Genomic DNA, 20406 nt, shown 5'->3' on the forward strand with positions numbered 1-20406 from the left:
TGTTGCTCGTCGCAGCGCCGCGGCAAGAGCAACTTTTCGTTACAGCCGCGCAAGTGTGGGGCAACGCCGGGTGGGTAGATGGGAGGGACAGGAGAGGATGCTCCCAACCATGAGGAACGCCACCGTGAAGCTCGCAACCATCGCACTGATTACGGCGACGCTGGTCGCCGCCCCGGCGGCCGCCCAGTCGCTCCACGAAACCCATGAGCGGGTCTGGATGCCCGCCGGCAAGAGCCAGATCGTCACCTGGCGGATGAAGGACCACAAGCCCGCCGCCACCCAGGCGCATCATCAGGCCGGCAAGCACCAGTATCTGCCCACCCGCAAGGCCCCGACCGAAGAGGCCCGCCGGGAAACCGGCAGCAGCACGGTCGGCGCCAGCGAATAATATCGAGTTCCGTCCCCCCAGAACGGAAAACCCCGCGGTCGCCCAGGCGGCCGCGGGGTTCATCTTTTCCGGGAGCCGGTGGGGCGTCGCTTAGCGCGACGCGACCTGCACCTTGGTCACCTTGGGCACGCGGAACGACACGCGGGTGCCGGCGGCGTTGCCATCGACCCAGCCGTTGCGCACGACGAGGCGGAAATTCTGGTTGCCCGGCTTGGCAACGCCTTCGAGGATCTGCACGTCGCCCTTCACGGTCGAGGTGTAGGTGTAGGTCACGCCATCACGGGTGAAGCTGCGTGCGTCAGCGTTGTCAGCAGCGAAAGCGGGAGCGGCGGCAAACAGGGTAGCGGCAAGGGCGATGGTGAAACGGGTCACGATCTTTCTCCTTCGTGGGTCCAAAAGAGCCAGATCGGCATCCTTCTTGTGTTCTTGATAGGCAATTTGTTGCGCTGCAGCAGATTCGACAACCGCAAAGCGCGAGGGTCATGATTGCACCGGGCGCAATCGTCCATCCGTGAGACGAAGCGTTGGCGAATGCGACGAGCCGTTGTCGCCTGGCAAATTTCTGCGACATTTGGCAGGCACAAGATCCTCCAGTCAGCGGAGGTTCTACCGATGGCGAGTACAAGTATTGCGTTGAATCGCTTCGGCTTGGGTGGAAGGCCGGGCGAGGACCCGGGCCCCGACTCGCGCGCCTGGCTGGATCAGCAGCTGGATCGCTATGTCGCGGCGCCACCCCCGCTTGCGGGGCAGCCGGCGAGCGGCACGCTCGTCGCCCAGTTCGTCGACTATCGCGAGCGGATTGCGCAACTGCGAAAGGCGGCGATGCCGGTGCCCGCAAAGGCGCCGGCGATGACGGCGGTGCCCGCCCGGCCTGCGGGCGCGATGGCGCCGCTCGTCGCGCAACCGCCGATCGTGCAGACCGGCGACGATCCGGCCGAGGCCCTCCGCAAGCAGTTCGGCCAGGCGAGCCGCGACCTCTACAACGGTGCGGTCACCGCCCGGGCGCTCGCCGCGATTCAGTCCGAGGCGCCGTTCGCCGAGCGGCTGGTGCATTTCTGGGCCAACCATTTCGCCGTCTCGGGCGACAAGATGGAGGTGACCAACCTCGCCGGCGCGTTCGAGTTCGAGGCGATCCGGCCGCATGTGATGGGCAGCTTCCGCGACATGCTGTTCGCGGTGGAGCGGCATCCGGCGATGCTGCTGTTCCTCGACCAGGCGGTGTCGGTCGGGCCGAACAGTCCGCTGGCAGTGCGCGCGGGCAATCGCCCGAACGTGCGGCGGAACCTCGGCCTCAACGAGAATCTCGCCCGCGAGATCATGGAGTTGCACACCCTCGGCGTGCGGACCGGCTATAGTCAGGCGGACGTTACCGAATTCGCCCGCGCGCTGACCGGCTGGACAGTCGCCGGCTTCGGCCGCGGCCCGGTGGCGAAGTTCACCGGCGCCACCGGGCGGCCGGGCGACTTCGTCTTCGCCGATGCGATGCACGAGCCGGGCACCCGCACGATCCTTGGCAAGCAATGGACGCTGCCGGGCGAGGCGCAGGCGACGGCGGTGCTCGAAACGCTCGCCACGCATCCCGCCACCGCGAAGCATATCGCCACCAAGCTCGCCCGCCATTTCGCCGGGGACGATCCGCCGCCCAAGTTGGTCGCGCGACTGGAGGCCAATTTCGTCAAGACCGGCGGCGACCTGCCGAGCCTCTATCGCACGCTGATCGCGTCACCCGAATGCTGGGCGCCGGGCACGGTGAAGTTCAAGTCGCCCTGGGAATGGTCGATCTCGGCGATGCGCGCGGTCGGCACCCAGCAGCTCCAGCCGAACGCGGTACCCGGCCTCATGTACCAGCTCGGCCAGCCGGTATGGAAACCCGGCTCGCCTGCCGGCTGGGACGATGTCGCCGGCGCCTGGGCCGGGCCGGACGCGGTGCTGCGCCGGGTCGAGGCGGCCGAGCGGATGGCGCAGCGCACTCGCGACCAGATCGATCCGCGTGCTCGTGCCGCCGAGATGTTCCCCGATGCGCTCAGCCCCGCCACCGCCCAGGCGATCGCGCGGGCGGAAAGCAACAGCCAGGGGGTCGCGCTCATGCTGGTCGCGCCCGAGTTCCTGCGGAGATAGCGTCATGATGCTCCACCGTCGCCAATTGCTCGCCGCCGGCGCCACCGCGCTGATGGTGTCGCCGCTGGGCGCGCGCATGGCCTTTGCCGCCGCGCCCACCGAGCGCCGCTTCGTCTTCATCATCCAGCGCGGCGCGGCCGACGGGCTCGGCACCGTCGCGCCGGTGGGGGACCCGGCCTATGCCGGCGCGCGGGGCGACCTCGCCGCCGATTTCGCCAGCGCGCCCAAGCTGGACGGGATGTTCGCGCTGCACCCGGCGATGACCAACACGCTCGGGCTCTATCAGGCCAAGCAGGCGCTGTTCGTCCATGCGGTCGCCTCGCCCTACCGCGACCGCTCGCATTTCGACGGGCAGAACGTGCTCGAGACCGGCGGCGTCTCGGCCTATCAACTCAAGGACGGCTGGATGAACCGGCTGCTCCGCCTGCTGCCCGCGCAGGACAAGGCGATCGCGCTCGCCGCCGCGGTGCCGATGGCACTGCGTGGGAGCATGGAGGTGGCGAGCTATGCGCCCTCCTCGCTGCCCGACGCTTCGGACGACCTGCTCGCGCGGGTGACCGCGATGTACGCGGGCGACCGCCAACTCCACCCGCTCTGGCAGGAAGCGATGGCGACGCGGATGCTTACCGGCGACCTCGGCAGCGATGGCGGCAAGAAGGCGGCAGATACCGGCACGCTGGCGGCCAAGCTGCTCTCCGCCCCCGGCGGCGCGCGGATCGCGATGATCGAGACCGGCGGCTGGGACACGCATTCGGGCCAGCGCGGGCGGCTGGGCGGGCAGCTCAAGGGTCTCGACGCGATGGTCGCGGCGCTCAAGACCGGGCTGGGGCCGCATTGGGACAATACGTTGGTGGTGGTGGCGACCGAGTTCGGCCGGACGGTGAAGGCCAACGGCACCGGCGGCACCGATCACGGCACCGGCTCGGTCGCGATGCTGCTCGGCGGCGCGGTGCAGGGCGGCCGGGTCCAGGCCGACTGGCCGGGGCTGGGCGACGCGGCGCTGTACGAGGGGCGGGACCTGAAGCCCACCACCGCGCTCGACGTGCTGATCGCGAGCGCGGTCTCGCGGCACTTCGGGCTGGCCCCGGCGGGGACGGCGAAGGCGCTGTTCCCGGCGATGACCATGGCGGCGGGGATGGAGGGGTTGGTAAGGGGGTAGGGGGAGGATTTGCTCCAGAATGGGGAAGGTATCCCTTCAAGATCGTTCCGCTACCTTGATAAAGTTCCCGTTTTGTTCTAAATGCTGCTCCGTGGCGGACGCGGGGGAGTGCGCATGCAGACAGGAACGGAGCAACGGCGAGCTTTTACGATTTGGTTGCGGACGGGGCGACGTGTGCGCCTTGATGAAGGCGGTGCCATTGAGGTCAAGTTCAACCCTTGGCATGATCCGTCTGATGGTCGTTTCACTTTCGCTGGCACCGGCAGTACCTCGAAGGGCGGAGCGGGCGTCGCCGGGCAGCGGAAGCGGAAGCGTGTTCCGCCGTATGGAGACGATCCGAAGCTCAAGCCCATCGCGTCGCTTGAAGAGGCGGACGCATGGAGAGCGAGCGAATTGGCCAAACATCCGGGGGATCCGGATTGGCGAGAAGCGATCGAAGTCCGCTATCGCTACTACCAAGATCATTTCCGTCCCCTGCCTCCTCCACTTTCTTTGGCTCAGCGAGGGGCATTCGTTGGCGGTGGAGGACGCTTCGGTGGTGGAGGGGCTAGCGGCAGTTGGGGAGAGCCGCCGATCGCGAACGATGCGAGCATCGGCTATTTAGGCGGAGGTGGAAGCTTCGGCGGTGGAGGGGCTAGCGGGAGCTGGGAGGCTCCATCTGTCGATAAGCGCTCCGCAGATACTCAAAGATACCGCGCCAGCACAGACCTCGACAATCAACCCGATCAGCCAACTTGGCGGCACGTGTTTCGCAACGGCTATGACTATGAGATCGACGAGCGCGAGCGAACTCGGCGAGTTTCTGGCGTCTTGGTTCTTGCGCCACCGCAGCCTCGATCGAGAAGCCTTCAACGCAGTGCCGGTGGCACCGATCGCCTGCCGAAGGACGATGGCGGGCATTATATCGCACCGCGCTTCAACGGGCCGACCGCAGCGTTCAACCACTTCGCGCAGGATGCGAACGTCAATCGGGGCAGGTATCGGGTGATGGAGGATGAATGGGCGCGGAAGAAGCGGGCCGGCCATCGGGTTACGGTAACGATCGTGCCGCATTTTCGCGCAACCTCGCAGCGGCCCAAAGCAATTGATGTCATATATACGGTCGATGCAGACGTCCACAGCGTGAAGTTGCCGAATGAGCGAGGGGGACGCCATCATGGAAGGTAGGACAACGGAGCAGATTCTGGCGGAGATTGGCCAGATGCTTGCCGCAGATCCCGCATATCCCGTCGAGAACAGCCTCCTTCAGGCGGAGGTGGACCCTGAAATGATATCGCCATCCATATATAAGGATGCAGGCGATCACGTCATGTATCGTTTGCCAGATCTTGATCGGTGGAGCGACATTCTTCTCGAGCTTTGGTATGCGCGGGAAAAAAATGACAGGTGGTCTGAGATCGAGTATATAATACGTAATGGTAGGTTCGAGGTAAACTACATCTATCCCGACGATGTTGGGCGTAGTGAAAGTATAGGTGAAAGGAGAAAGCAGGCGCTACGTCGGTATTATGGTGACAAGCCTGTCCGTTACCCATCCTGGGATGGCGGTGGTTACCCGAAATATGACTTGTGAAAGTCCCGAGGGTTCGGGAACAGCTCGGGCCGGAGACATCTCGGCCACGGAGGAGACGGAACGTCTGCTGGCCCAAATCGGGCAGATGCTGGCCGCGGACCCCCTTTATCCGATCGAAAACACCCTGCTTCAGGCCGAAGTCGATCCGGAGATGATTTCGCCCTCGATCTATAAGGATGGTGGCGATCATGTCATGTATCGGCGGCCGGATCTCGATCTTTGGAGCGATGTGCTGCTGGAACTTTGGCACGCCCAAGAGGGGCCGGCGCGATGGTCGGAAATCGAATACTTCGTCCGCGACGGGCGGTTCGAGGTTGCCTACGTCTATCCGGACGATCCGGGCCGGAGCGAGGACATGATGGAGCGGCGCGAGCAGGCGCTACGCCGCTATTATGGCGACAAGCCCGTTCGGTATCCACCTTGGGAGGATGATGCGCCGTCCTACAGGCTCTGAGCTTCAGAAGTTCGCGCGCGCGCCCGATCCCTCCCTGCAAAGGGAGGTGGCGCGCGGAGCGCGACGGAGGGGTGTCGAGGCTGGTTACGGGGCTCCGCCTCGACCGGCGCCACCCCTCCGTTAGGCCTTCGGCCTGCCACCTCCCTTTGCAGGGGAGGATCACTGCTCCCAATAGGGATGACGGCGCCGCGCCACTGCGCTACAGCCGCCGCTCCCATTCCCCATTGGATTGCTCAATGACGCTCTATGCTCGTTTCGCCGCGCATCTGAATCTGGCCCTGGATGCGCTCGTCCTCGCCGGCGATCTGCCTGCGGGGCTGGAGCGACGCGCGATCACGGTCGAGCCGCCGCGCGATCCGAGCCATGGCGATCTCGCCACCAATGCCGCGATGGTGCTCGCCAAGCCCGCCGGCACCAACCCGCGCGCGCTCGCCGAGAAGCTGGTCGCCGAGCTGGAGAAGCTGGACGAGGTCGCCGCCGTGTCGGTCGCCGGCCCCGGCTTCATCAACATGACGCTCGAGGAGGACAGCTGGCGCGGCGAAGTCGCCGAGATCCTGCGCGCGGGCGCCGATTATGGCCGCTCGTCGCTGGGCGCGGGGACGACCGTCAACGTCGAATATGTCTCGGCCAACCCGACGGGCCCGATGCACATGGGCCATTGCCGCGGCGCGGTGGTGGGCGATGCGCTGGCGAGCCTGCTCGAATATGTCGGCCACAAGGTCATCCGCGAATATTATGTCAACGACGCGGGCGGCCAGGTCGACGTGCTCGCCCGCTCGGCGCACTTACGCTACCGCGAGGCGCTGGGCGAGACGATCGAGATCCCCGAGGGGCTCTATCCGGGCGACTATCTGAAGCCGGTCGGCCAGCAGCTCGCCGCCGACTATGGCGACAAGTATGTCGACGCGCCCGAGAGCGAATGGCTGGCGCTGTTCCGCAAGACCGCGGTCGCGGCGATGCTCGTCATGATCAAGGACGATCTGGCGCTGCTCGGCATCCATCACGACCTGTTCTCGTCCGAGGCGGAGCTTCAGGCCGCGGGCAAGCCCGAACAGGCCGAGGCATGGCTGCGCGCGCGCGGGCTGGTCTATGACGGCGTGCTCGAGGCCCCCAAGGGCGAGACGCCCGAGGATTGGGAGCCGGTGGAACTGCCGCTGTTCCGCTCGACGCAGTTCGGCGATGACCAGGACCGCCCGATCAAGAAGTCGAACGGCCAGTGGACGTACTTTGGGGCCGATCTCGCCTATCACTTCCAGAAGGCGCAGTCGGCCGACCAGCTGATCGACATCTGGGGCGCCGACCATGCCGGCACGGTCAAGCGGATCGTCGCGGCGGTGCAGGCACTGACCGGTGGCGAAACGCGGTTCGACGTCAAGCTCGTCCAGATGGTCCGCCTGCTGCGCGCCGGCGAGCCGGTGAAGATGTCCAAGCGCGCGGGCAATTTCGTGACCCTGGCGGACGTGGTGCGCGAAGTGGGCAAGGACGTGGTGCGCTTCACCATGCTCACCCGCAAGGCCGACGCCCAGATGGACTTCGACTTCGCCAAGGTGCTGGAGACCTCCAAGGAAAACCCGGTCTTCTACGTGCAGTATGCCCATGCCCGGGTGGCGTCGGTGCATCGCCGCGCGGCCGAGGCGGGCATCAGCCTGGACGAGGACGCGGACCTGTCGCTGCTCGATGGCCGCGAGCTGGCCGTGGCGAAGCTCGCCGCGCAGTTCCCGCGCGTGGTGGAAGCAGCGGCGAGCGCGCGGGAGCCGCATCGCATCGCCTTCTATCTCTATGATCTCGCGGCCGAGTTCCACGCGCTCTACAACATGGGCAACGACTCTGCCGATCGGCGTTTCCTGATCGTGGAGCAGCCGGCGCTCACCCGCGCGCGGCTGTTCCTCGGCCGCTCGATCCAGCAGGTCATCCGCAACGGCCTCGCGCTGATGGGCGTGGAGGCGGTCGAGGAGATGTGAGCTCGATGCCTGCCCGCTATGACGACAGCGAACGGCTCCCCTGGCTGGAGACCGTGGAGGAGATGTACGAGGAACCGCGGCAGGGCCGGGTGTTCGTCTATGTCTTCGCCGCGCTGCTCGTGCTCGGCGCGGCTGGCGGGATCTATTACTGGCTGCGGCACCAGGCGGCGCGCGACGGCAATGGCGCGCTGATCGCGGCACCGGCCGAGCCGTACAAGGTGCGGCCCGATCAGCCCGGCGGCATGCGGGTGGATGGGGAGGGCGACATCGTCTTCCGGACCAGCCAGGGCGGACCGAGCCAGGCCGGCATCAATGTCGGGGCACTGCCCGAGGCGCCGGTGGAAGGCCAGAAGCCGCAGAAGAACCCGGCGAATGCGCCCAAGGCGAGCAGCAGCGCGACGATCGCGCTGCCCGCGCCGACGCTGATCCGCGCGACTCCGGTGCCGAAGCCGGTCGCGCCCGGTAGCGGCGAGGGATCGGGCGCGCTGGTGCAGCTCGGCGCCTTCCCGAGCGAGGGCGCGGCCAACGCCGCCTGGACGCGGATGTCGAAGCGGTTCGCCTATCTGGCGCCGCTCGGCAAGCTGGTGGTGCCGTTCGCCACGCCGGAGGGCAAGACGGTCTATCGCCTGCGGGTGAATGCCGGCAGCAACGGCCAGGCGCGCGAGATCTGCGGCAAGCTCAAGGTCGCCGGCGAGAACTGCTTCGTCGCAAGCTGAGGGGGGCTTGCGGGGCGGGCCGGATCGGCTAGGCCAGCGCGAATGAAGCCCGTGATCTTCGGCCTGTCCGGCCCGACGCTTACCGACGACGAGCGCGCCTTTTTTCGCGAGGCAGCGCCGCTCGGCTACATCCTGTTCAAGCGCAACTGCGTGGATCCCGCGCAGATGCGTGCGCTCACCGACGATCTGCGCGCGCTCCATGGTCGCGACGACCTGCCGATCACGATCGACCAGGAGGGCGGCCGCGTCGCGCGGATGCAGCCGCCGGTCTGGCCGGCCTTCCCGCCGGGCGCAGCGTTCGACGCGCTGTACGAGCGCGCGCCGATCTCGGCGATCGAGGCGGCGCGGGCGAACGGCCAGGCGCTTGCCGCGATCCTGCGCGCGGCCGGTGTGAATGTGGACCTCGCGCCGATGCTCGATGTCGCGGTGGAAGGCGGCACGCCGGCGATCGGCGACCGGGCGTTCGGGCGCGATCCGATGCGGGTGGCGGCGCTGGGGCGGGCACTGCTCGACGGGCTGAATCGCGGCGGCGTGGCGGGTGTGATCAAGCATATGCCCGGGCATGGCCGGGCGATGGTCGACAGCCATCTCGAACTGCCGCGGGTGAAGGCATCTGCCGTGGAGCTCGAGGCGGACCTGCTGCCGTTCCAGCGGCTCGCCCACGCACCCATGGGGATGACCGCGCACATCGTGTTCGAGGCCTGGGATGCCGAGCTGCCGGCGACGCTCTCGCCGACGGTGATCGGCGAGATCATCCGCGGGCGGATCGGCTTCGATGGACTGCTGTTTACCGACGATATCGACATGAAGGCGCTTTCCGGCACCGCGGGCGAAAAGGCCGAGCGGGCGCTGGCGGCTGGCTGCGACGTGGTGCTCGATTGCTGGGCGCGGATGCCCGAGATGGTCGAGATCGTGTCGCGGATCCCGGATGCGCCAGCGGCGTGCCGCGATCGGCTGGCGCGGGCGATGGGATCGGTGGGCGAGGCGGAGGACGTGCCGCTCGCCGAACTGCTGGCTAAGCGGGATGCGTTGCTGGGGCTGAGCTGACATCACTTAAGCCCCTCCTCCTTGGAGGAGGGGTTGGGGTGGAGGGATTCCAGAACGTCTGTCGGTCTCTGCGAGACACTGCCCCACCCCAACCCCTCCCCTAAAGGGGAGGGGCTAGGCCTGGAGGTCTCGGCGCAGCACTTCTTCTCCCTCCTCTAAGGAGGAGGGGCTTATTATTGCGGCGCCCGCGCCCCCCTCCTATGACCCCCCGGTGGACGGGGCGGACGACATCCTGAAGATCGAGGTCGAGGGCTGGGAAGGCCCGCTCGACCTGTTGCTGGCGCTCGCCCGCACGCAGAAGGTCGATCTGCGCCAGATCTCGATCCTTGAGCTGGTCGAGCAATATCTCGCCTATGTCCATGCCGCCCGCGCGCTGCGGCTGGAGCTGGCCGCCGATTATCTCGTGATGGCGGCGTGGCTCGCCTACCTCAAGTCGGCGCTGCTGCTCCCCCGCAATCCCGCCGAAAGCCCCAGCCCCGAGGAGCTGGCGTTGCGGCTCCAGCTCCGCCTGGAACGGCTGAGCGCGATGCGCGAGGCGGGCGCGCGGCTGGTCGCGCGCGACCGAATGGGGCGCGACGTGTTCCCGCGCGGTGCGCCGGAAGGGCTTCGCGTCGAGCGCCAGGCCAAGTGGGAGGTCGGGATCTTCGACCTGATCGCCGCCTATGGCCGGATCAGCGCGCGGACGCGGCCGGTGATGCACGTCGTCGCCCACCGCGACGTGATGACGCTGGAGGCGGCGCTGGAGCGGCTCTCCACCCAGCTCGGCACGCGCATCGACTGGCAGGCCATCGAAAGCTTCCTGCCCGAAGGCGCCAGCGACCTGTACCGCCGCTCGGCGCTCGCCTCGTCCTTCGTCGCGGCGCTCGAACTCGCGCGGCAGGGGCGGCTGGAGATCCGCCAGGAAGCGCCGTTCGCACCGCTCTATCTCAAGCCGATCGCGCAATGATCGATCCGGGCGATCCCGTGCGCGCGGTGGAAGCGTTGCTGTTCGCTGCCGAGGCGCCGCTGAGCGTCGACGAGATCCGCGCTTATGTCGGGGCGGAGGTGGATATTCGCGCGGCGCTGGCGACGCTCGGCGAGCAATATGCCGGGCGCGGCATCGAACTGGTCCGCCGCGGCGATCGCTGGCATTTCCAGACCGCCGCCGATCTTGCTCACCTGCTCCGCCGCGACCGCGAGGACAGCCGCAAGCTCAGCCGCGCCGGCATCGAGACGCTGGCGATCATCGCCTATCACGAACCGGTCACGCGCGCCGAGATCGAGGCGATCCGCGGCGTGCAGATCTCCAAGGGCACGATCGACGTGCTGATGGCGGCGGGCTGGGTGCGCCCTGCGGGCCGCCGCGAAGTGCCGGGGCGGCCGCTGATGTATGCCACCACCCCCGGCTTCCTCAGCCATTTCGGGCTCGCCAGCCGGCGCGACCTGCCGGGGATCGAGGATCTCAAGGCGGCGGGGCTGCTCGACCCGGTCGATCTCGCGCTGGAACAGCTCGATGCTGCGGAAGCGGCGTCGGAAAGCGAAACTGTCACGGACGAGGAATAGGCGCTTCATCTTCGATTCGGCCGGTCCAACCTTCGTACAGGGTTATCAGCCGTTGCCGTAGGGGGCCGCGGGCCTTAGATAGGTCGCGATATCAAGGAGAATTCTCATGGGTAGCTTCAGCCTGATGCACTGGCTGGTCGTCGGCATCATCGCCATCCTGCTGCTGGGCGGCGGTCGCTTCTCCAACATGATGGGCGACGTCGCCAAGGGCATCAAGAGCTTCAAGAAGGGCATGGCCGAAGACGATGCGCCGACGCCGCCGACCCGCATCGAGGGCAAGGCCGCGCCGGAGCCCGGTTATACGCCTGAGGCCGAGCGCGCCCGCGAGGAGCGTCACTGAGCCCTGCAGCGGCGCCCGGCACCCGGGCGCCGGGATGTTGATCGCAGCGCGCCGGGCCAGCTGGCGCATGCCATGCGAGTGGATACGCCGAGAGAATGTTCGATATCGCGCCCAGCGAGTTCCTGCTCGTGGCCATTGTAGCCCTGGTGTTCATCGGCCCGAAGGATCTGCCGCGGGCGATGCATTTCGTCGGCAAGTGGGTGGGCAAGGCACGCGGCGTTGCCCGCCAGTTCCGCTCGGGCATCGATTCGATGGTGCGCGAGGCCGAACTGGCCGAGCTGGAGAAGCAATGGGCGGCGGAGAATGAGCGGATCATGCGCCAATATCCGCCGCAGCCGCTCGCCGCGCCCGAGGCGCATGCCGTGCCGGCCGTGCTCGAGCACCAGCCGCACGATCCCGTGATCCATGGCGACGACGTGCCCGTGATGACGCCCAAGCCGGACATCCATCCGGAGCCCGCCCCGGTCGAAGTAGCCGCGCCCAAGCCCGTGCCTCCTGCCAGCGACGAACAGCCGTGACAGAGATCGACGACACCCAGGCCCCCTTGCTCGATCATCTGATCGAGCTGCGTCGGCGACTGATCTGGTCGATCGTGTCGCTGCTCGTCGCGTTCGGCGGCTGCCTCTATTTCGCGCGCGGCATCCTCGGCTTCCTGGTGGCGCCGCTGAAGGTCGCCGGCCAGTCGAAGATCATCAACACCGAGATTTTCGGCGGATTCCTCGTCGAGGTGAAGGTTGCTTTCTTCGCCGGCCTGATGATCGCCTTCCCGGTGATCGCCAACCAGCTCTGGAAGTTTATCGCGCCGGGCCTGTACCGCCGCGAGAAGCAGGCGCTGCTGCCCTTCCTGCTGGCGACGCCGGTGCTGTTCATCGCCGGCGCGGCGATGGCCTATTATGTCGCGATTCCGGTCGCGCTGAGATTCCTGCTCGGCTTCCAGGGCAATCTGGGCGGCGTGGAGCAGCAGGCGCTGCCGGACGTGAACAGCTACCTCAAGTTCGTCATGCAGTTCATCTTCGGCTTCGGGCTGTCGTTCCTGCTGCCCGTGCTGCTGATGCTGCTCGAGCATGCCGGCATCGTCACCTATGAGCAGCTGAAGGGCGCGTGGCGCTATGCCATCGTGGCGGCGGTGGCGATCGCGGCGGTGCTGACGCCTCCGGACATCGGATCGCAGCTGCTGCTCGCCGGGCCGCTGATCGGGCTGTATTTCCTGTCGCTGATCGCGATCTACTTCACCCGCCGCCGGCGGGAGCGGACCGCCGCCGCAGAAGCGGAGTCGGCGGACAGCGCGGCGCAGAGCGCCGAATAAGCGCCGCCCCGGCCACATTGCGCGGCCGGGGCGTGCTGCATTTCTTACTTCGACTTTGCGGCCGCGTTGGCGACGGTATCGCCCGCTGAGGCAACGTCCTTGCCGGCGCCTTCCACGGTGTTGCAGGCAGCGATCAGCAGGGTGCCGGCAAGCGCGGCGCAGGCGATGAGAGTACGCATCGAAAATCTCCTTTTTCCCCGGTGGCCGGGACAGGAGGTTCAATGCGGCGCGCGCCCAAACGTTCCTACAGCTCCGCAGGGCTGCGGCGCGGGGATCGTTATCGCGATGTGGGGAAGGAAGTAGGCCCGGAAGCCCCACCGGGGGGGGGGAGGTAGACGCTTCCGGGCCCATGTCGTGGATAGCGAGAGCGGGGGGGCAAAAGGTCACTATCCGAAGATCAAAACGTGCATCCCGGATGCGGGTTCCCGAAGGCGACAATTTTTTTCCGGCGCGAGTGCCAATCAGGGACGGCCGTTGATCGGAATGCTGGTCTCGTAGGCGCCCACCAGCGGATCATGGTGGAGCTGCGTGCGCAGCTGGCGGGCGAGGCCCTGCAGCACGCGGCCATAGCGCTTCTCCACCAGCCCCTCGAACAGCGGGCTGCTGATCAGGGCCGGCGAGTTTACGCGCACCAGCGCGCGGGTATCGTCTTCCTGGGCCTTGATCGAGATCCGGACCTGCGCGGACTCGTTGCAGGTTATCGCCAGCTCGACGATCTCGGTGAGCAGGAAGGCCACCGCGATCGCGACGTCCTGCGTCACCAGCACCGGCTCCACTTCGAGGGTAATCGCGATGCCGCGTGCCCGTTCCGGCGCGGTGGCGCGCAGATTGGCGGCGAGTTCGCCGATCACCGAGCGCAATTCCAGCCCGCGATTGACCTCCATCTCGGCATAATGGTGGCGATGGACCACGGCGAGCGCGTCGACCCGGCGCTGGATCGAGGCATAGGCCTCGGCAGCCTCGTCGCCCTTTGCGGCGCGGGCGTGGAAGTTGATCAGGCTGGAGATCACCTGCAGGTTGTTCTTCACCCGGTGGTGCACCTCGCGGGTGAGCCGGGTCTGCTGCACCAGGCCCTTGGCGAGATCGGCCTCATGCTCCTGCACGGTGCGGCTGATCTGGCTGAACGTGTCGCCCAGCTCGCGGATCTCCTGCGCCGGGATCGGGCCCAGACGGGCCGTGTCGATCACGTCGCCGGGCTGGTAGTTGGCGACACTGCTGCGCAGCCGCTGCAACGGCCGGATCAGCAGGATGTTGACGACGAACCAGCCGATGCCGGCGGCGGCGATCCACATCAGCACCAGCAGCACGGTGGCGATCACCAGCGGCGAGGTGATCGGCGCGCCGGGCATGGTGGTTTCGAGCGCGAGATCGTCGATGCCCAGATTGCTGCGCAGGCTCTTGCCGCGGTCCAGCGGGCCGCCGTCCTTCAGCGCACGCAGCGTCAGCCGGTCGCCATGCGCGATCAGCGCGGCGCCATATTCGGGGACGAAACCACTCGGCCGGGCGAGGCCGGCGAGCAGGTCGTGCGGATAATAGGCAATCGCCGTAGCCCCGGCGTCGCCGCTGATTCGCAGCACCAGCCCGCCCGGCACGATTCGCGCCGCCACGTCACCGCGCGGCGCCTTGGCCAGCCCGGCCTGCTCGAAGCTGCTGCCGCACAGCAGGTGGCCACGTCCGTCGCGCACGAGGAACCGCGCCTGGGCCTGGGCGGCATAGGTGCCGGCAAGGCGGGTGCAGCCGGGCGCGTCCTGCGGATCGCGCTCGAGCGCGGCGAGCGCCTCGCCGAGCTGCGCGACATGGTTTGCCAGCAGATTTTCGAGATTGCCCGCGCTTTCCTGCGCGGTGACGCTCAGCCGCTCGCGTGCCTCATCATCGGCGCTGCGCGTGGTCTGGAGCGTGGTGAACAGGGCGATCAGCGCAAGCGGCAGCAGCGCGCCGACCAGAATCAGGAAAACCTTCGCGCCGGTGGGCAACCGCCCCAGCGCCGCCGAAAGCCCTCGGCCGCGGAATTGGGGATCCAGACCGTTCATTGGTCGAAATGCTTAGTCGAGCTTCTTCAACAGGTCGAGCAAATCGTCCGGCACGGATTCCTTGAGCGTTTCGTCATAGGCGCGGCGCAGCGCATCGCCGACGTCACCACTGGGGCGCGACGACGTGTCCGCACCGGGTGCCGGCTGCTGCTTGTCCTGATCGTCGTTAGCGGAGTGCACCAATTCCCCCCTGAGGGTCCGGATCGTCCGGACACCCGGACCAAATGAACGATGTGACCGTTACCGCGAATACTGCGAACGACGCCGAGTGCAAGCACCCGGCGCCGCGGCAGCCATTCACGCAGTCCGGACGATGAAACCAAAGACCGCCTCGATTGTTCCACCATCGATGCGAAATCCGGGGAGGGGCTTCTTCGGGTGACGGAATCAATTGAAATCAGGCCCGTCGGGGGCAAGAACGGCTCCCGCACTCGATGGAGAAATAGCAGCTCATGTCGCTTGGTCAGCAACTCGCGCCCCACCTTCCGCTCCTGCGGCGCTATGCCCGTGCGCTCACCGGCAACCAGGCCGAAGGCGACCGTTATGTCCGCGCCGCGCTGGAGGCGATCGTCGAAGCGCCGGACCAGTTCCCGCGCGACGTCGATGCGCGCCTCGGCCTGTACCGCACCTTCCAGGTGATCTGGCAGTCGAGCCAGTGGGACGACAGCATCGATGCGATCGAGCAGGGCAATGATGCCGAAGCGATCGCGCGCAAGCGTCTCGCCCGGCTGACGCCGCTGTCGCGCCAGGCGCTGCTGCTGACCACGGTCGAAGGTTTCCCGCCCGAGGACGCGGCCTATCTGATCGGCGAGGACGCCGCGCGCGTCTCCGAACTGGTGAGCGAGGCCGTCGCCGAGATCGAGCGCCAGACGCGCACCCGCGTGATGATCATCGAGGACGAGCCGCTGATCGCGATGGATCTCGAGCAGATCGTCCGCGACCTCGGTCATGACGTGACCGGCGTCGCCGTCACTCGCGACGAGGCGGTGGCACTGGCGATGGAAGATCGGCCCGGGCTGGTGCTCGCCGACATCCAGCTCGCCGACGACAGCTCGGGCATCGATGCGGTGAAGGACATCCTCGCCGAATTCGAGCTGCCGGTGATCTTCATCACCGCGTTCCCGGAACGCCTGCTGACCGGCGAACGACCCGAGCCCACCTTCCTGATCACCAAGCCGTTCCAGCGCGAAACGGTGAAGGCGACGATCAGCCAGGCGCTGTTCTTCGACGAGGCGACCGTACCCGCCTGAACGGGAAATATGGCGGGTTCCACCTGGTACGGACCCAAAACGGTTCTGGTGCGTTGACCCACCATGACCGAGCAAGATGAACCCGCCTCCGTCACCACCGATCGCGCCCGTGCTGGGACCACCCCGGGCGTCACGCGGTATGTGCTGGGGATCGGCCTGGTGCTGGTCATTGTGATCTTCGCAATTATCTTATTGGTTTGATTGGCATGTTTCGAGAGAACGTGCTTGTAATCGAGCCACGGGACCCCAGCTTGGCGGCGAACCGCGCCGCCATGCGCGCAACTGATCGGGAATGCATGACGGAAGCCACCCACACGGATCACGGCGAACCGGGCGCGGCGGCGGCGCCGCCGGTGGAACATGTTTCGCTGTCGGACCCCGAATTCAAGATTCAGCTGGCGCAGGTGATTCCGCACCTGCGTGCCTTTGGTCGCTCGCTCTCGGGTAGCCGCGATCTGGCCGACGACCTGGTCCAGGAAACGCTGCTCAAGGCATGGGCGGCGCGCAAGCGCTTCCAGGCCGGCACCAACATGCGCGCCTGGACCTTCATCATCCTGCGCAACCTGTATCTCAGCCAGATGCGCCGCGCGCGCTTCAAGGGTGAATGGGACGATCTCGTTGCCGATCGCCTGCTGGCGGCGCCGGCGAGCCAGGATCGCCATGTCGAGCTTGCCGACATGCAGCGCGCGCTGCTCCACCTGCCGCAGCCGCAGCGCGAGGCGCTGATCCTGGTCGGCGCGGGTGGCTTCGCCTATGAGGAAGCCGCCGAGATCTGCCAGGTCGCGGTGGGCACGATCAAGAGCCGTGTCGCGCGCGGGCGCGTGGCGCTGGAGGCGTTGATGTCCGAAGGACAGCTGCCGTCGCGGCGCTCGACGTCGCTCAACGAGGACGGTCGCACCGCGCTCGACACGATCATGGGCGAAGTGGAGGACCTCAGCCGCGAACGCTGAGGCGGGGCTCAGGGCCGGTCGAAGAAGTCGACCGTGCCCGAGCCGAGATGGTAATAGGCGCCCACCACTTTCAGCCGTCCTTCGGCCTGCGGTTTGAGCAACACCGGATCGGCGCGACGGCGCAGCGCTGCCGTCATCCGGCGGACATGCGCGCGCGCCGCATTCTCCACCCTGTCACCGGGCAGCGTACGCGCGGCGAGGGCGGCGGGCAGGATCGGCTCGATCATGTTGCCGATCACGCCGGGATAATCGGCATTCCTCTCGACCACCGCGATTGCCGATCTGACCGCGCCGCAGTTCTCGTGCCCCATCACCACGATCAGCGGCACGTGCAGCTCGGCCACGGCATATTCGATCGAGCCGAGCACGGCCATGTCGATGACGTTGCCGGCATTGCGGATGATGAACAGGTCGCCCAGCCCGCCACCAAAGACCAGATCGGGCGGCACGCGGCTGTCCGAGCAGCTGAGCAGCGCGCAGAACGGTGCCTGGCCGCGGGCCAGCTCCTCGCGCCGCGCCGCGCCTAGATTGGGCAAGCGGCTTTTATCCTGGGTGAAATCGGCGTTGCCTGCTTCCAGGCGGTGCAGCGCGTCGTCCGGCGTGATGGGCGGCGCGATCGGGCCATCGGCACGCCAAGCCCGCGCCGGCAGGGCAGCGCCTGCTGCTCCCAGCATCGCGCCGGTGACCAGTGCCCGTCGGCTCAATTGGTGTCGCATCGCACCCCCAGTGCGTTCCGTTGACCCCGCGTAACGACTATACCGTTTGATCGCGTCGGAGGAAAGGGGCGCGGGAGATTACGCATGGGAATGCCTTCGGTCGCAGCCCAGAATTGGGCCCTGGATGGGAGAAGAAACCATGCGACTCGATCGTTCTGAGGCCCGGGATACCGGTTTCGGCGTGCGTACCGCGGCCGGGATTGCGCTGATCGCCTTTGTCACCGCGATGCTGCTGGTGCTGTGGAAGCTGCGCATGGGAGGCTGAGGCACGCGAAAATTGCGCTCTTGCCACCCGCGGCGGCTTCCCCCATATGCGCCGCGGGAGTCGGGCGGACGGGATCGTCGCCAACCCGGTCAGGTCCGGAAGGAAGCAGCCGTAACGATTTCGTCCCGGGTCGTTCCGGCTCCCACCCATCACCACATTGTCCGTGCACTTGGGCTATCCACAGGCCAGCGTGCCTACCGCTTCGACAAATCGTCTGCGGATGCCTAGATAGGCGCCGATGTCCGATTCCCTGCTTGGCCTCGACGAACCCCCGCAGCCGCAGCGCGGCGAAGCCTATCGCGTGCTCGCTCGCAAATACCGGCCGCAGACGTTCAGCGCGCTGATCGGGCAGGATGCGATGGTCACCACGCTGGGCAACGCGATCCGCCGCGGCCGGCTGGCGCATGCCTTCCTGCTGACCGGCGTCCGCGGCGTGGGCAAGACCTCCACCGCCCGCCTGATCGCCAAGGCGCTCAACTGCATCGGACCGGACGGGCAGGGCGGCCCCACCATCGACCCGTGCGGCGTCTGCGAGCCGTGCCGGGCGATCGCCGAGGGGCGCCATATCGACGTGATCGAGATGGACGCGGCCAGCCATACCGGCGTCGACGACGTGCGCGAGATCATCGAGGCGTCGCGCTACGCCGCGGTCTCGGCGCGCTACAAGATCTACATCATCGACGAAGTCCACATGCTGTCGAAGAACGCGTTCAACGCGCTTCTGAAGACGCTGGAGGAGCCGCCGGGGCATGTGAAGTTCCTGTTCGCCACCACCGAGGTCAACAAGGTGCCGGTGACGGTGCTGTCGCGCTGCCAGCGCTTCGACCTGCGCCGCATTTCGGCCGAGCTGCTCGCCGAGCATTTCGCGCGGGTGTGCGAGGCCGAACAGGTCGAGGCCGAGCCCGAGGCGCTGGCGCTGGTCGCGCGCGCGGCGGAAGGCTCGGCGCGCGACGGCCTCTCGATCCTCGACCAGGCGATCGCGCATGCGGGGCTGGAGGGCGAGGGCGTGAAGGCGGAAGCCGTGCGCCAGATGCTCGGCCTGTCCGATCGCGGCGCTAATCGCGATCTGTTCGGTACGCTGGTGGAAGGCCAGGCGCAGAAGGCGCTGGCGGGCCTGCGCGCGCAATATGACCTCGGCGTCGATCCGCTGGCGGTGCTGCGGGCGCTGCTGGAGACCGTCCACGGCGTGACGCTGGTAAAGCTGGGCACGCAGCGGCTCTCCGGCCAGTCGCTCGAGGAGCGCGAGGCGATGGAGGGCTGGGCGGCACGGCTGTCCTTCCCGGCGCTGCACCGGCTGTGGCAGCTGCTGCTGCGCGGGCATGACGAAGTCGCCAAGGCTGCGCTGCCGATCGAGGCGACCGAGATGGCGCTGCTGCGCGTGATCCATGCAGCCCAGCTTCCCGATCCGGGCGAACTGGCGAAGCAGATCCTCAGCGGCAGCATTGCGGTGCCGACCGGGGCGCCTGCAGCCGTCGGTGCTGCTCCGACCGCGCCGGCGCCTGCCACGGTGCAGGAAACCGGCCCGGTGCTGCCGACCAACCTCACCGAACTTGCCGAGCATCTGGAAGAGCATCGCCGCCTCCAGCTTGCGATGTTCGTCCGCGATTATATGCGGCCGGTGCGGTTCGAGGGCAGCGAGATCGACTTCGGCGCGGCGCGGCCGCTGCCGCAGGATTTCGTGCGCGAGCTGGGCGGGGCGCTCAAGGACAGTACCGGCGTGCACTGGAAGGTGACGCCGGTCGAAGGCGCCACCGCGATGACGCTGCGCGAAGAACAGGCGGCCAGGCAAGCGGCCGAGCGCGAGGCAGTGCTCGCCTCGCCGATCGTCGCCGCCGCGATTGCCGCTTTTCCAGATGCCGAGTTGATCGGCTGGACCAAGACCGGGAGTGACGGATGAAGAGTCTCGAAGACATCATGGCCATGGCGCAGAATGTGCAGGCCGAACTCACCAAGGCGCAGGCGAGCCTCGACACGGTCGAGGTCGAGGGCGTGTCGGGCGGTGGGCTGGTGAAGGTCAAGGCCAGCGCCAAGGGCCGGATCATCGGCATCGCGATCGACGATTCGCTGGTCAATGTCGCCGAAAAGGCGATGCTGGAGGATCTGCTGGTCGCCGCGTTCAACGATGCGCGGGTGAAGGCCGATGCGGCCTCGTCGGAAGCGATGAGCAAGATGACCAATGGCCTGCCGCTGCCGCCGGGCTTCAAGCTCCCGTTCTGAGACAGTGGGTTAGGGAACCATAGCATCTCCCCTCGGTTGCTGTCGCCAGACTAACCGAGGAGAGACGATCATGGCGGAACGTATCGTTGAAGACGGCGTGGCGACCGACCGCGCGAGCCACACCACGGTGATCGAGCGCCGCGGCGGCGGTGCCGGCATGGCGCTGATCGGGCTGGCGGTGCTGATCGCGGTGGTGATCGGCGCCTTCTACCTGTTCAACCAGAATGCCCGTGAGAATGCCAAGACCAACGCCGTGACCAGTGCTGCCAGCAGCGTCGGCGATGCTGCGAAAGATGTCGGCGACGCGGCGAAGGACGCGGCGAAGTAAGCCCCTCTGAACTCCCCTCCCGCTTGCGGGAGGGGCTGGGGGGGGG

26 protein-coding genes and 1 other RNA gene are annotated in these 20406 nt (G+C 67.3%); 22 read left to right on the forward strand and 5 right to left on the reverse strand.

The window, feature by feature from the left end:
* The first annotated feature begins 124 nt into the window (after positions 1–124).
* Entirely contained in the window at positions 125–388 is a 264-nt protein-coding gene (locus tag SAZ01S_RS04340; RefSeq protein ID WP_139809931.1) for a hypothetical protein, read from the forward strand.
* A 90-nt stretch (positions 389–478) separates the two neighbouring features.
* On the opposite strand, the gene SAZ01S_RS04345 is transcribed toward SAZ01S_RS04340, so the two are convergent.
* Complete coding sequence (locus tag SAZ01S_RS04345; protein ID WP_084580441.1) at positions 479–760, reverse strand: hypothetical protein; 282 nt, start codon at positions 758–760, stop codon at positions 479–481.
* Positions 761–1000: 240 nt separating this feature from the next.
* On the opposite strand from SAZ01S_RS04345, the gene SAZ01S_RS04350 reads away from it, so the two are divergent.
* The 13 genes from SAZ01S_RS04350 to tatC all read left to right on the forward strand — a co-directional run bounded on the left by SAZ01S_RS04350 (position 1001) and on the right by tatC (position 12604).
* Positions 1001–2506 carry a DUF1800 domain-containing protein gene (locus SAZ01S_RS04350; protein WP_084580443.1) on the forward strand — a complete coding sequence of 502 codons (1506 nt, stop codon included), beginning with the start codon at positions 1001–1003 and terminating at the stop codon, positions 2504–2506.
* Positions 2507–2513: 7 nt separating this feature from the next.
* Positions 2514–3665, forward strand: a complete 1152-nt coding sequence (locus tag SAZ01S_RS04355) for a DUF1501 domain-containing protein (RefSeq protein WP_084580482.1) — start codon at positions 2514–2516, stop codon at positions 3663–3665.
* Between the two features lie 114 nt (positions 3666–3779).
* Positions 3780–4832: a DNA/RNA non-specific endonuclease gene (locus SAZ01S_RS24380; RefSeq protein WP_245824601.1), complete on the forward strand. Its 1053-nt coding sequence runs from the start codon at positions 3780–3782 to the stop codon at positions 4830–4832.
* The gene (locus tag SAZ01S_RS04365) at positions 4801–5238 is read left to right on the forward strand and encodes a hypothetical protein (RefSeq protein WP_084580447.1); all 438 of its coding nucleotides are present in this window, start codon (positions 4801–4803) and stop codon (positions 5236–5238) included. The genes SAZ01S_RS24380 and SAZ01S_RS04365 overlap by 32 nt, the downstream gene beginning before the upstream one ends.
* The gene (locus tag SAZ01S_RS04370; protein WP_245824602.1) at positions 5207–5692 is read left to right on the forward strand and encodes a hypothetical protein; all 486 of its coding nucleotides are present in this window, start codon (positions 5207–5209) and stop codon (positions 5690–5692) included. The genes SAZ01S_RS04365 and SAZ01S_RS04370 overlap by 32 nt, the downstream gene beginning before the upstream one ends.
* Positions 5693–5928: 236 nt before the next feature.
* Positions 5929–7653 carry an arginine--tRNA ligase gene (gene argS, locus SAZ01S_RS04375; RefSeq protein ID WP_084580449.1) on the forward strand — a complete coding sequence of 575 codons (1725 nt, stop codon included), beginning with the start codon at positions 5929–5931 and terminating at the stop codon, positions 7651–7653.
* Positions 7654–7658: 5 nt separating this feature from the next.
* Complete coding sequence (locus SAZ01S_RS04380) at positions 7659–8369, forward strand: SPOR domain-containing protein (protein WP_084580451.1); 711 nt, start codon at positions 7659–7661, stop codon at positions 8367–8369.
* 42 nt (positions 8370–8411) lie between these two features.
* The gene (gene nagZ, locus SAZ01S_RS04385) at positions 8412–9416 is read left to right on the forward strand and encodes a beta-N-acetylhexosaminidase (RefSeq protein ID WP_084580453.1); all 1005 of its coding nucleotides are present in this window, start codon (positions 8412–8414) and stop codon (positions 9414–9416) included.
* A gap of 211 nt (positions 9417–9627) precedes the next feature.
* Positions 9628–10362 carry a segregation and condensation protein A gene (locus SAZ01S_RS04390; protein ID WP_084580455.1) on the forward strand — a complete coding sequence of 245 codons (735 nt, stop codon included), beginning with the start codon at positions 9628–9630 and terminating at the stop codon, positions 10360–10362.
* A complete protein-coding gene (gene scpB, locus SAZ01S_RS04395; RefSeq protein WP_084580457.1) occupies positions 10359–10958 on the forward strand; it encodes an SMC-Scp complex subunit ScpB in 600 nt (199 codons plus the stop codon). Before SAZ01S_RS04390 ends, scpB begins: the two co-directional genes overlap by 4 nt.
* Before the next feature lie 106 nt (positions 10959–11064).
* Positions 11065–11298 carry a twin-arginine translocase TatA/TatE family subunit gene (locus tag SAZ01S_RS04400; protein WP_084580459.1) on the forward strand — a complete coding sequence of 78 codons (234 nt, stop codon included), beginning with the start codon at positions 11065–11067 and terminating at the stop codon, positions 11296–11298.
* Positions 11299–11393: 95 nt separating this feature from the next.
* Positions 11394–11816 (forward strand): Sec-independent protein translocase protein TatB, encoded by a 423-nt coding sequence (gene tatB, locus SAZ01S_RS04405; RefSeq protein ID WP_084580461.1) that lies wholly within the window; start codon positions 11394–11396, stop codon positions 11814–11816.
* The gene (gene tatC / locus SAZ01S_RS04410) at positions 11813–12604 is read left to right on the forward strand and encodes a twin-arginine translocase subunit TatC (RefSeq protein ID WP_084580463.1); all 792 of its coding nucleotides are present in this window, start codon (positions 11813–11815) and stop codon (positions 12602–12604) included. Before tatB ends, tatC begins: the two co-directional genes overlap by 4 nt.
* A gap of 44 nt (positions 12605–12648) precedes the next feature.
* On the opposite strand, the gene SAZ01S_RS04415 is transcribed toward tatC, so the two are convergent.
* The 3 genes from SAZ01S_RS04415 to SAZ01S_RS23940 form a co-directional block, all read right to left on the reverse strand.
* Positions 12649–12783 carry an entericidin A/B family lipoprotein gene (locus SAZ01S_RS04415; protein ID WP_084580465.1) on the reverse strand — a complete coding sequence of 45 codons (135 nt, stop codon included), beginning with the start codon at positions 12781–12783 and terminating at the stop codon, positions 12649–12651.
* Positions 12784–13065: 282 nt separating this feature from the next.
* Complete coding sequence (locus SAZ01S_RS04420) at positions 13066–14634, reverse strand: sensor histidine kinase (RefSeq protein WP_084580468.1); 1569 nt, start codon at positions 14632–14634, stop codon at positions 13066–13068.
* A gap of 12 nt (positions 14635–14646) precedes the next feature.
* Positions 14647–14814 (reverse strand): NepR family anti-sigma factor, encoded by a 168-nt coding sequence (locus SAZ01S_RS23940; protein ID WP_245824604.1) that lies wholly within the window; start codon positions 14812–14814, stop codon positions 14647–14649.
* A gap of 272 nt (positions 14815–15086) precedes the next feature.
* Between SAZ01S_RS23940 and SAZ01S_RS04425 the strand changes: the two genes are divergently transcribed.
* The 3 genes from SAZ01S_RS04425 (at position 15087) to SAZ01S_RS04430 (ending at position 16834) form a co-directional block, all read left to right on the forward strand.
* A complete protein-coding gene (locus SAZ01S_RS04425) occupies positions 15087–15884 on the forward strand; it encodes a response regulator (protein WP_084580470.1) in 798 nt (265 codons plus the stop codon).
* A 63-nt stretch (positions 15885–15947) separates the two neighbouring features.
* Positions 15948–16085 carry a hypothetical protein gene (locus SAZ01S_RS23945; protein ID WP_167693065.1) on the forward strand — a complete coding sequence of 46 codons (138 nt, stop codon included), beginning with the start codon at positions 15948–15950 and terminating at the stop codon, positions 16083–16085.
* Positions 16086–16180: 95 nt separating this feature from the next.
* Positions 16181–16834, forward strand: a complete 654-nt coding sequence (locus tag SAZ01S_RS04430) for a sigma-70 family RNA polymerase sigma factor (RefSeq protein WP_084580472.1) — start codon at positions 16181–16183, stop codon at positions 16832–16834.
* Positions 16835–16842: 8 nt separating this feature from the next.
* Here the strand turns inward: SAZ01S_RS04430 and SAZ01S_RS04435 are convergent, their stop codons facing one another.
* Positions 16843–17550 carry a carbonic anhydrase gene (locus tag SAZ01S_RS04435; protein WP_084580474.1) on the reverse strand — a complete coding sequence of 236 codons (708 nt, stop codon included), beginning with the start codon at positions 17548–17550 and terminating at the stop codon, positions 16843–16845.
* A 139-nt stretch (positions 17551–17689) separates the two neighbouring features.
* Here SAZ01S_RS04435 and SAZ01S_RS24555 point away from each other — a divergent pair, with 139 nt between their 5' ends.
* From SAZ01S_RS24555 to SAZ01S_RS04455, 5 genes are all read left to right on the forward strand, one after another.
* Positions 17690–17815 (forward strand): hypothetical protein, encoded by a 126-nt coding sequence (locus tag SAZ01S_RS24555; protein ID WP_281252148.1) that lies wholly within the window; start codon positions 17690–17692, stop codon positions 17813–17815.
* Positions 17816–17867: 52 nt separating this feature from the next.
* Positions 17868–17965: signal recognition particle sRNA small type (ffs, locus tag SAZ01S_RS04440), an RNA gene on the forward strand.
* A gap of 88 nt (positions 17966–18053) precedes the next feature.
* On the forward strand, positions 18054–19712 hold the full coding sequence (locus tag SAZ01S_RS04445) for a DNA polymerase III subunit gamma/tau (protein WP_084580476.1): 1659 nt from the start codon (positions 18054–18056) through the stop codon (positions 19710–19712).
* The gene (locus SAZ01S_RS04450) at positions 19709–20032 is read left to right on the forward strand and encodes a YbaB/EbfC family nucleoid-associated protein (RefSeq protein ID WP_084580478.1); all 324 of its coding nucleotides are present in this window, start codon (positions 19709–19711) and stop codon (positions 20030–20032) included. Before SAZ01S_RS04445 ends, SAZ01S_RS04450 begins: the two co-directional genes overlap by 4 nt.
* Before the next feature lie 70 nt (positions 20033–20102).
* Positions 20103–20360: a hypothetical protein gene (locus tag SAZ01S_RS04455; RefSeq protein ID WP_084580480.1), complete on the forward strand. Its 258-nt coding sequence runs from the start codon at positions 20103–20105 to the stop codon at positions 20358–20360.
* The last annotated feature ends 46 nt before the right edge of the window (positions 20361–20406 follow it).

The organism is Sphingomonas azotifigens NBRC 15497, from assembly GCF_002091475.1.
In the GTDB taxonomy this organism is placed as follows: domain Bacteria; phylum Pseudomonadota; class Alphaproteobacteria; order Sphingomonadales; family Sphingomonadaceae; genus Sphingomonas; species Sphingomonas azotifigens.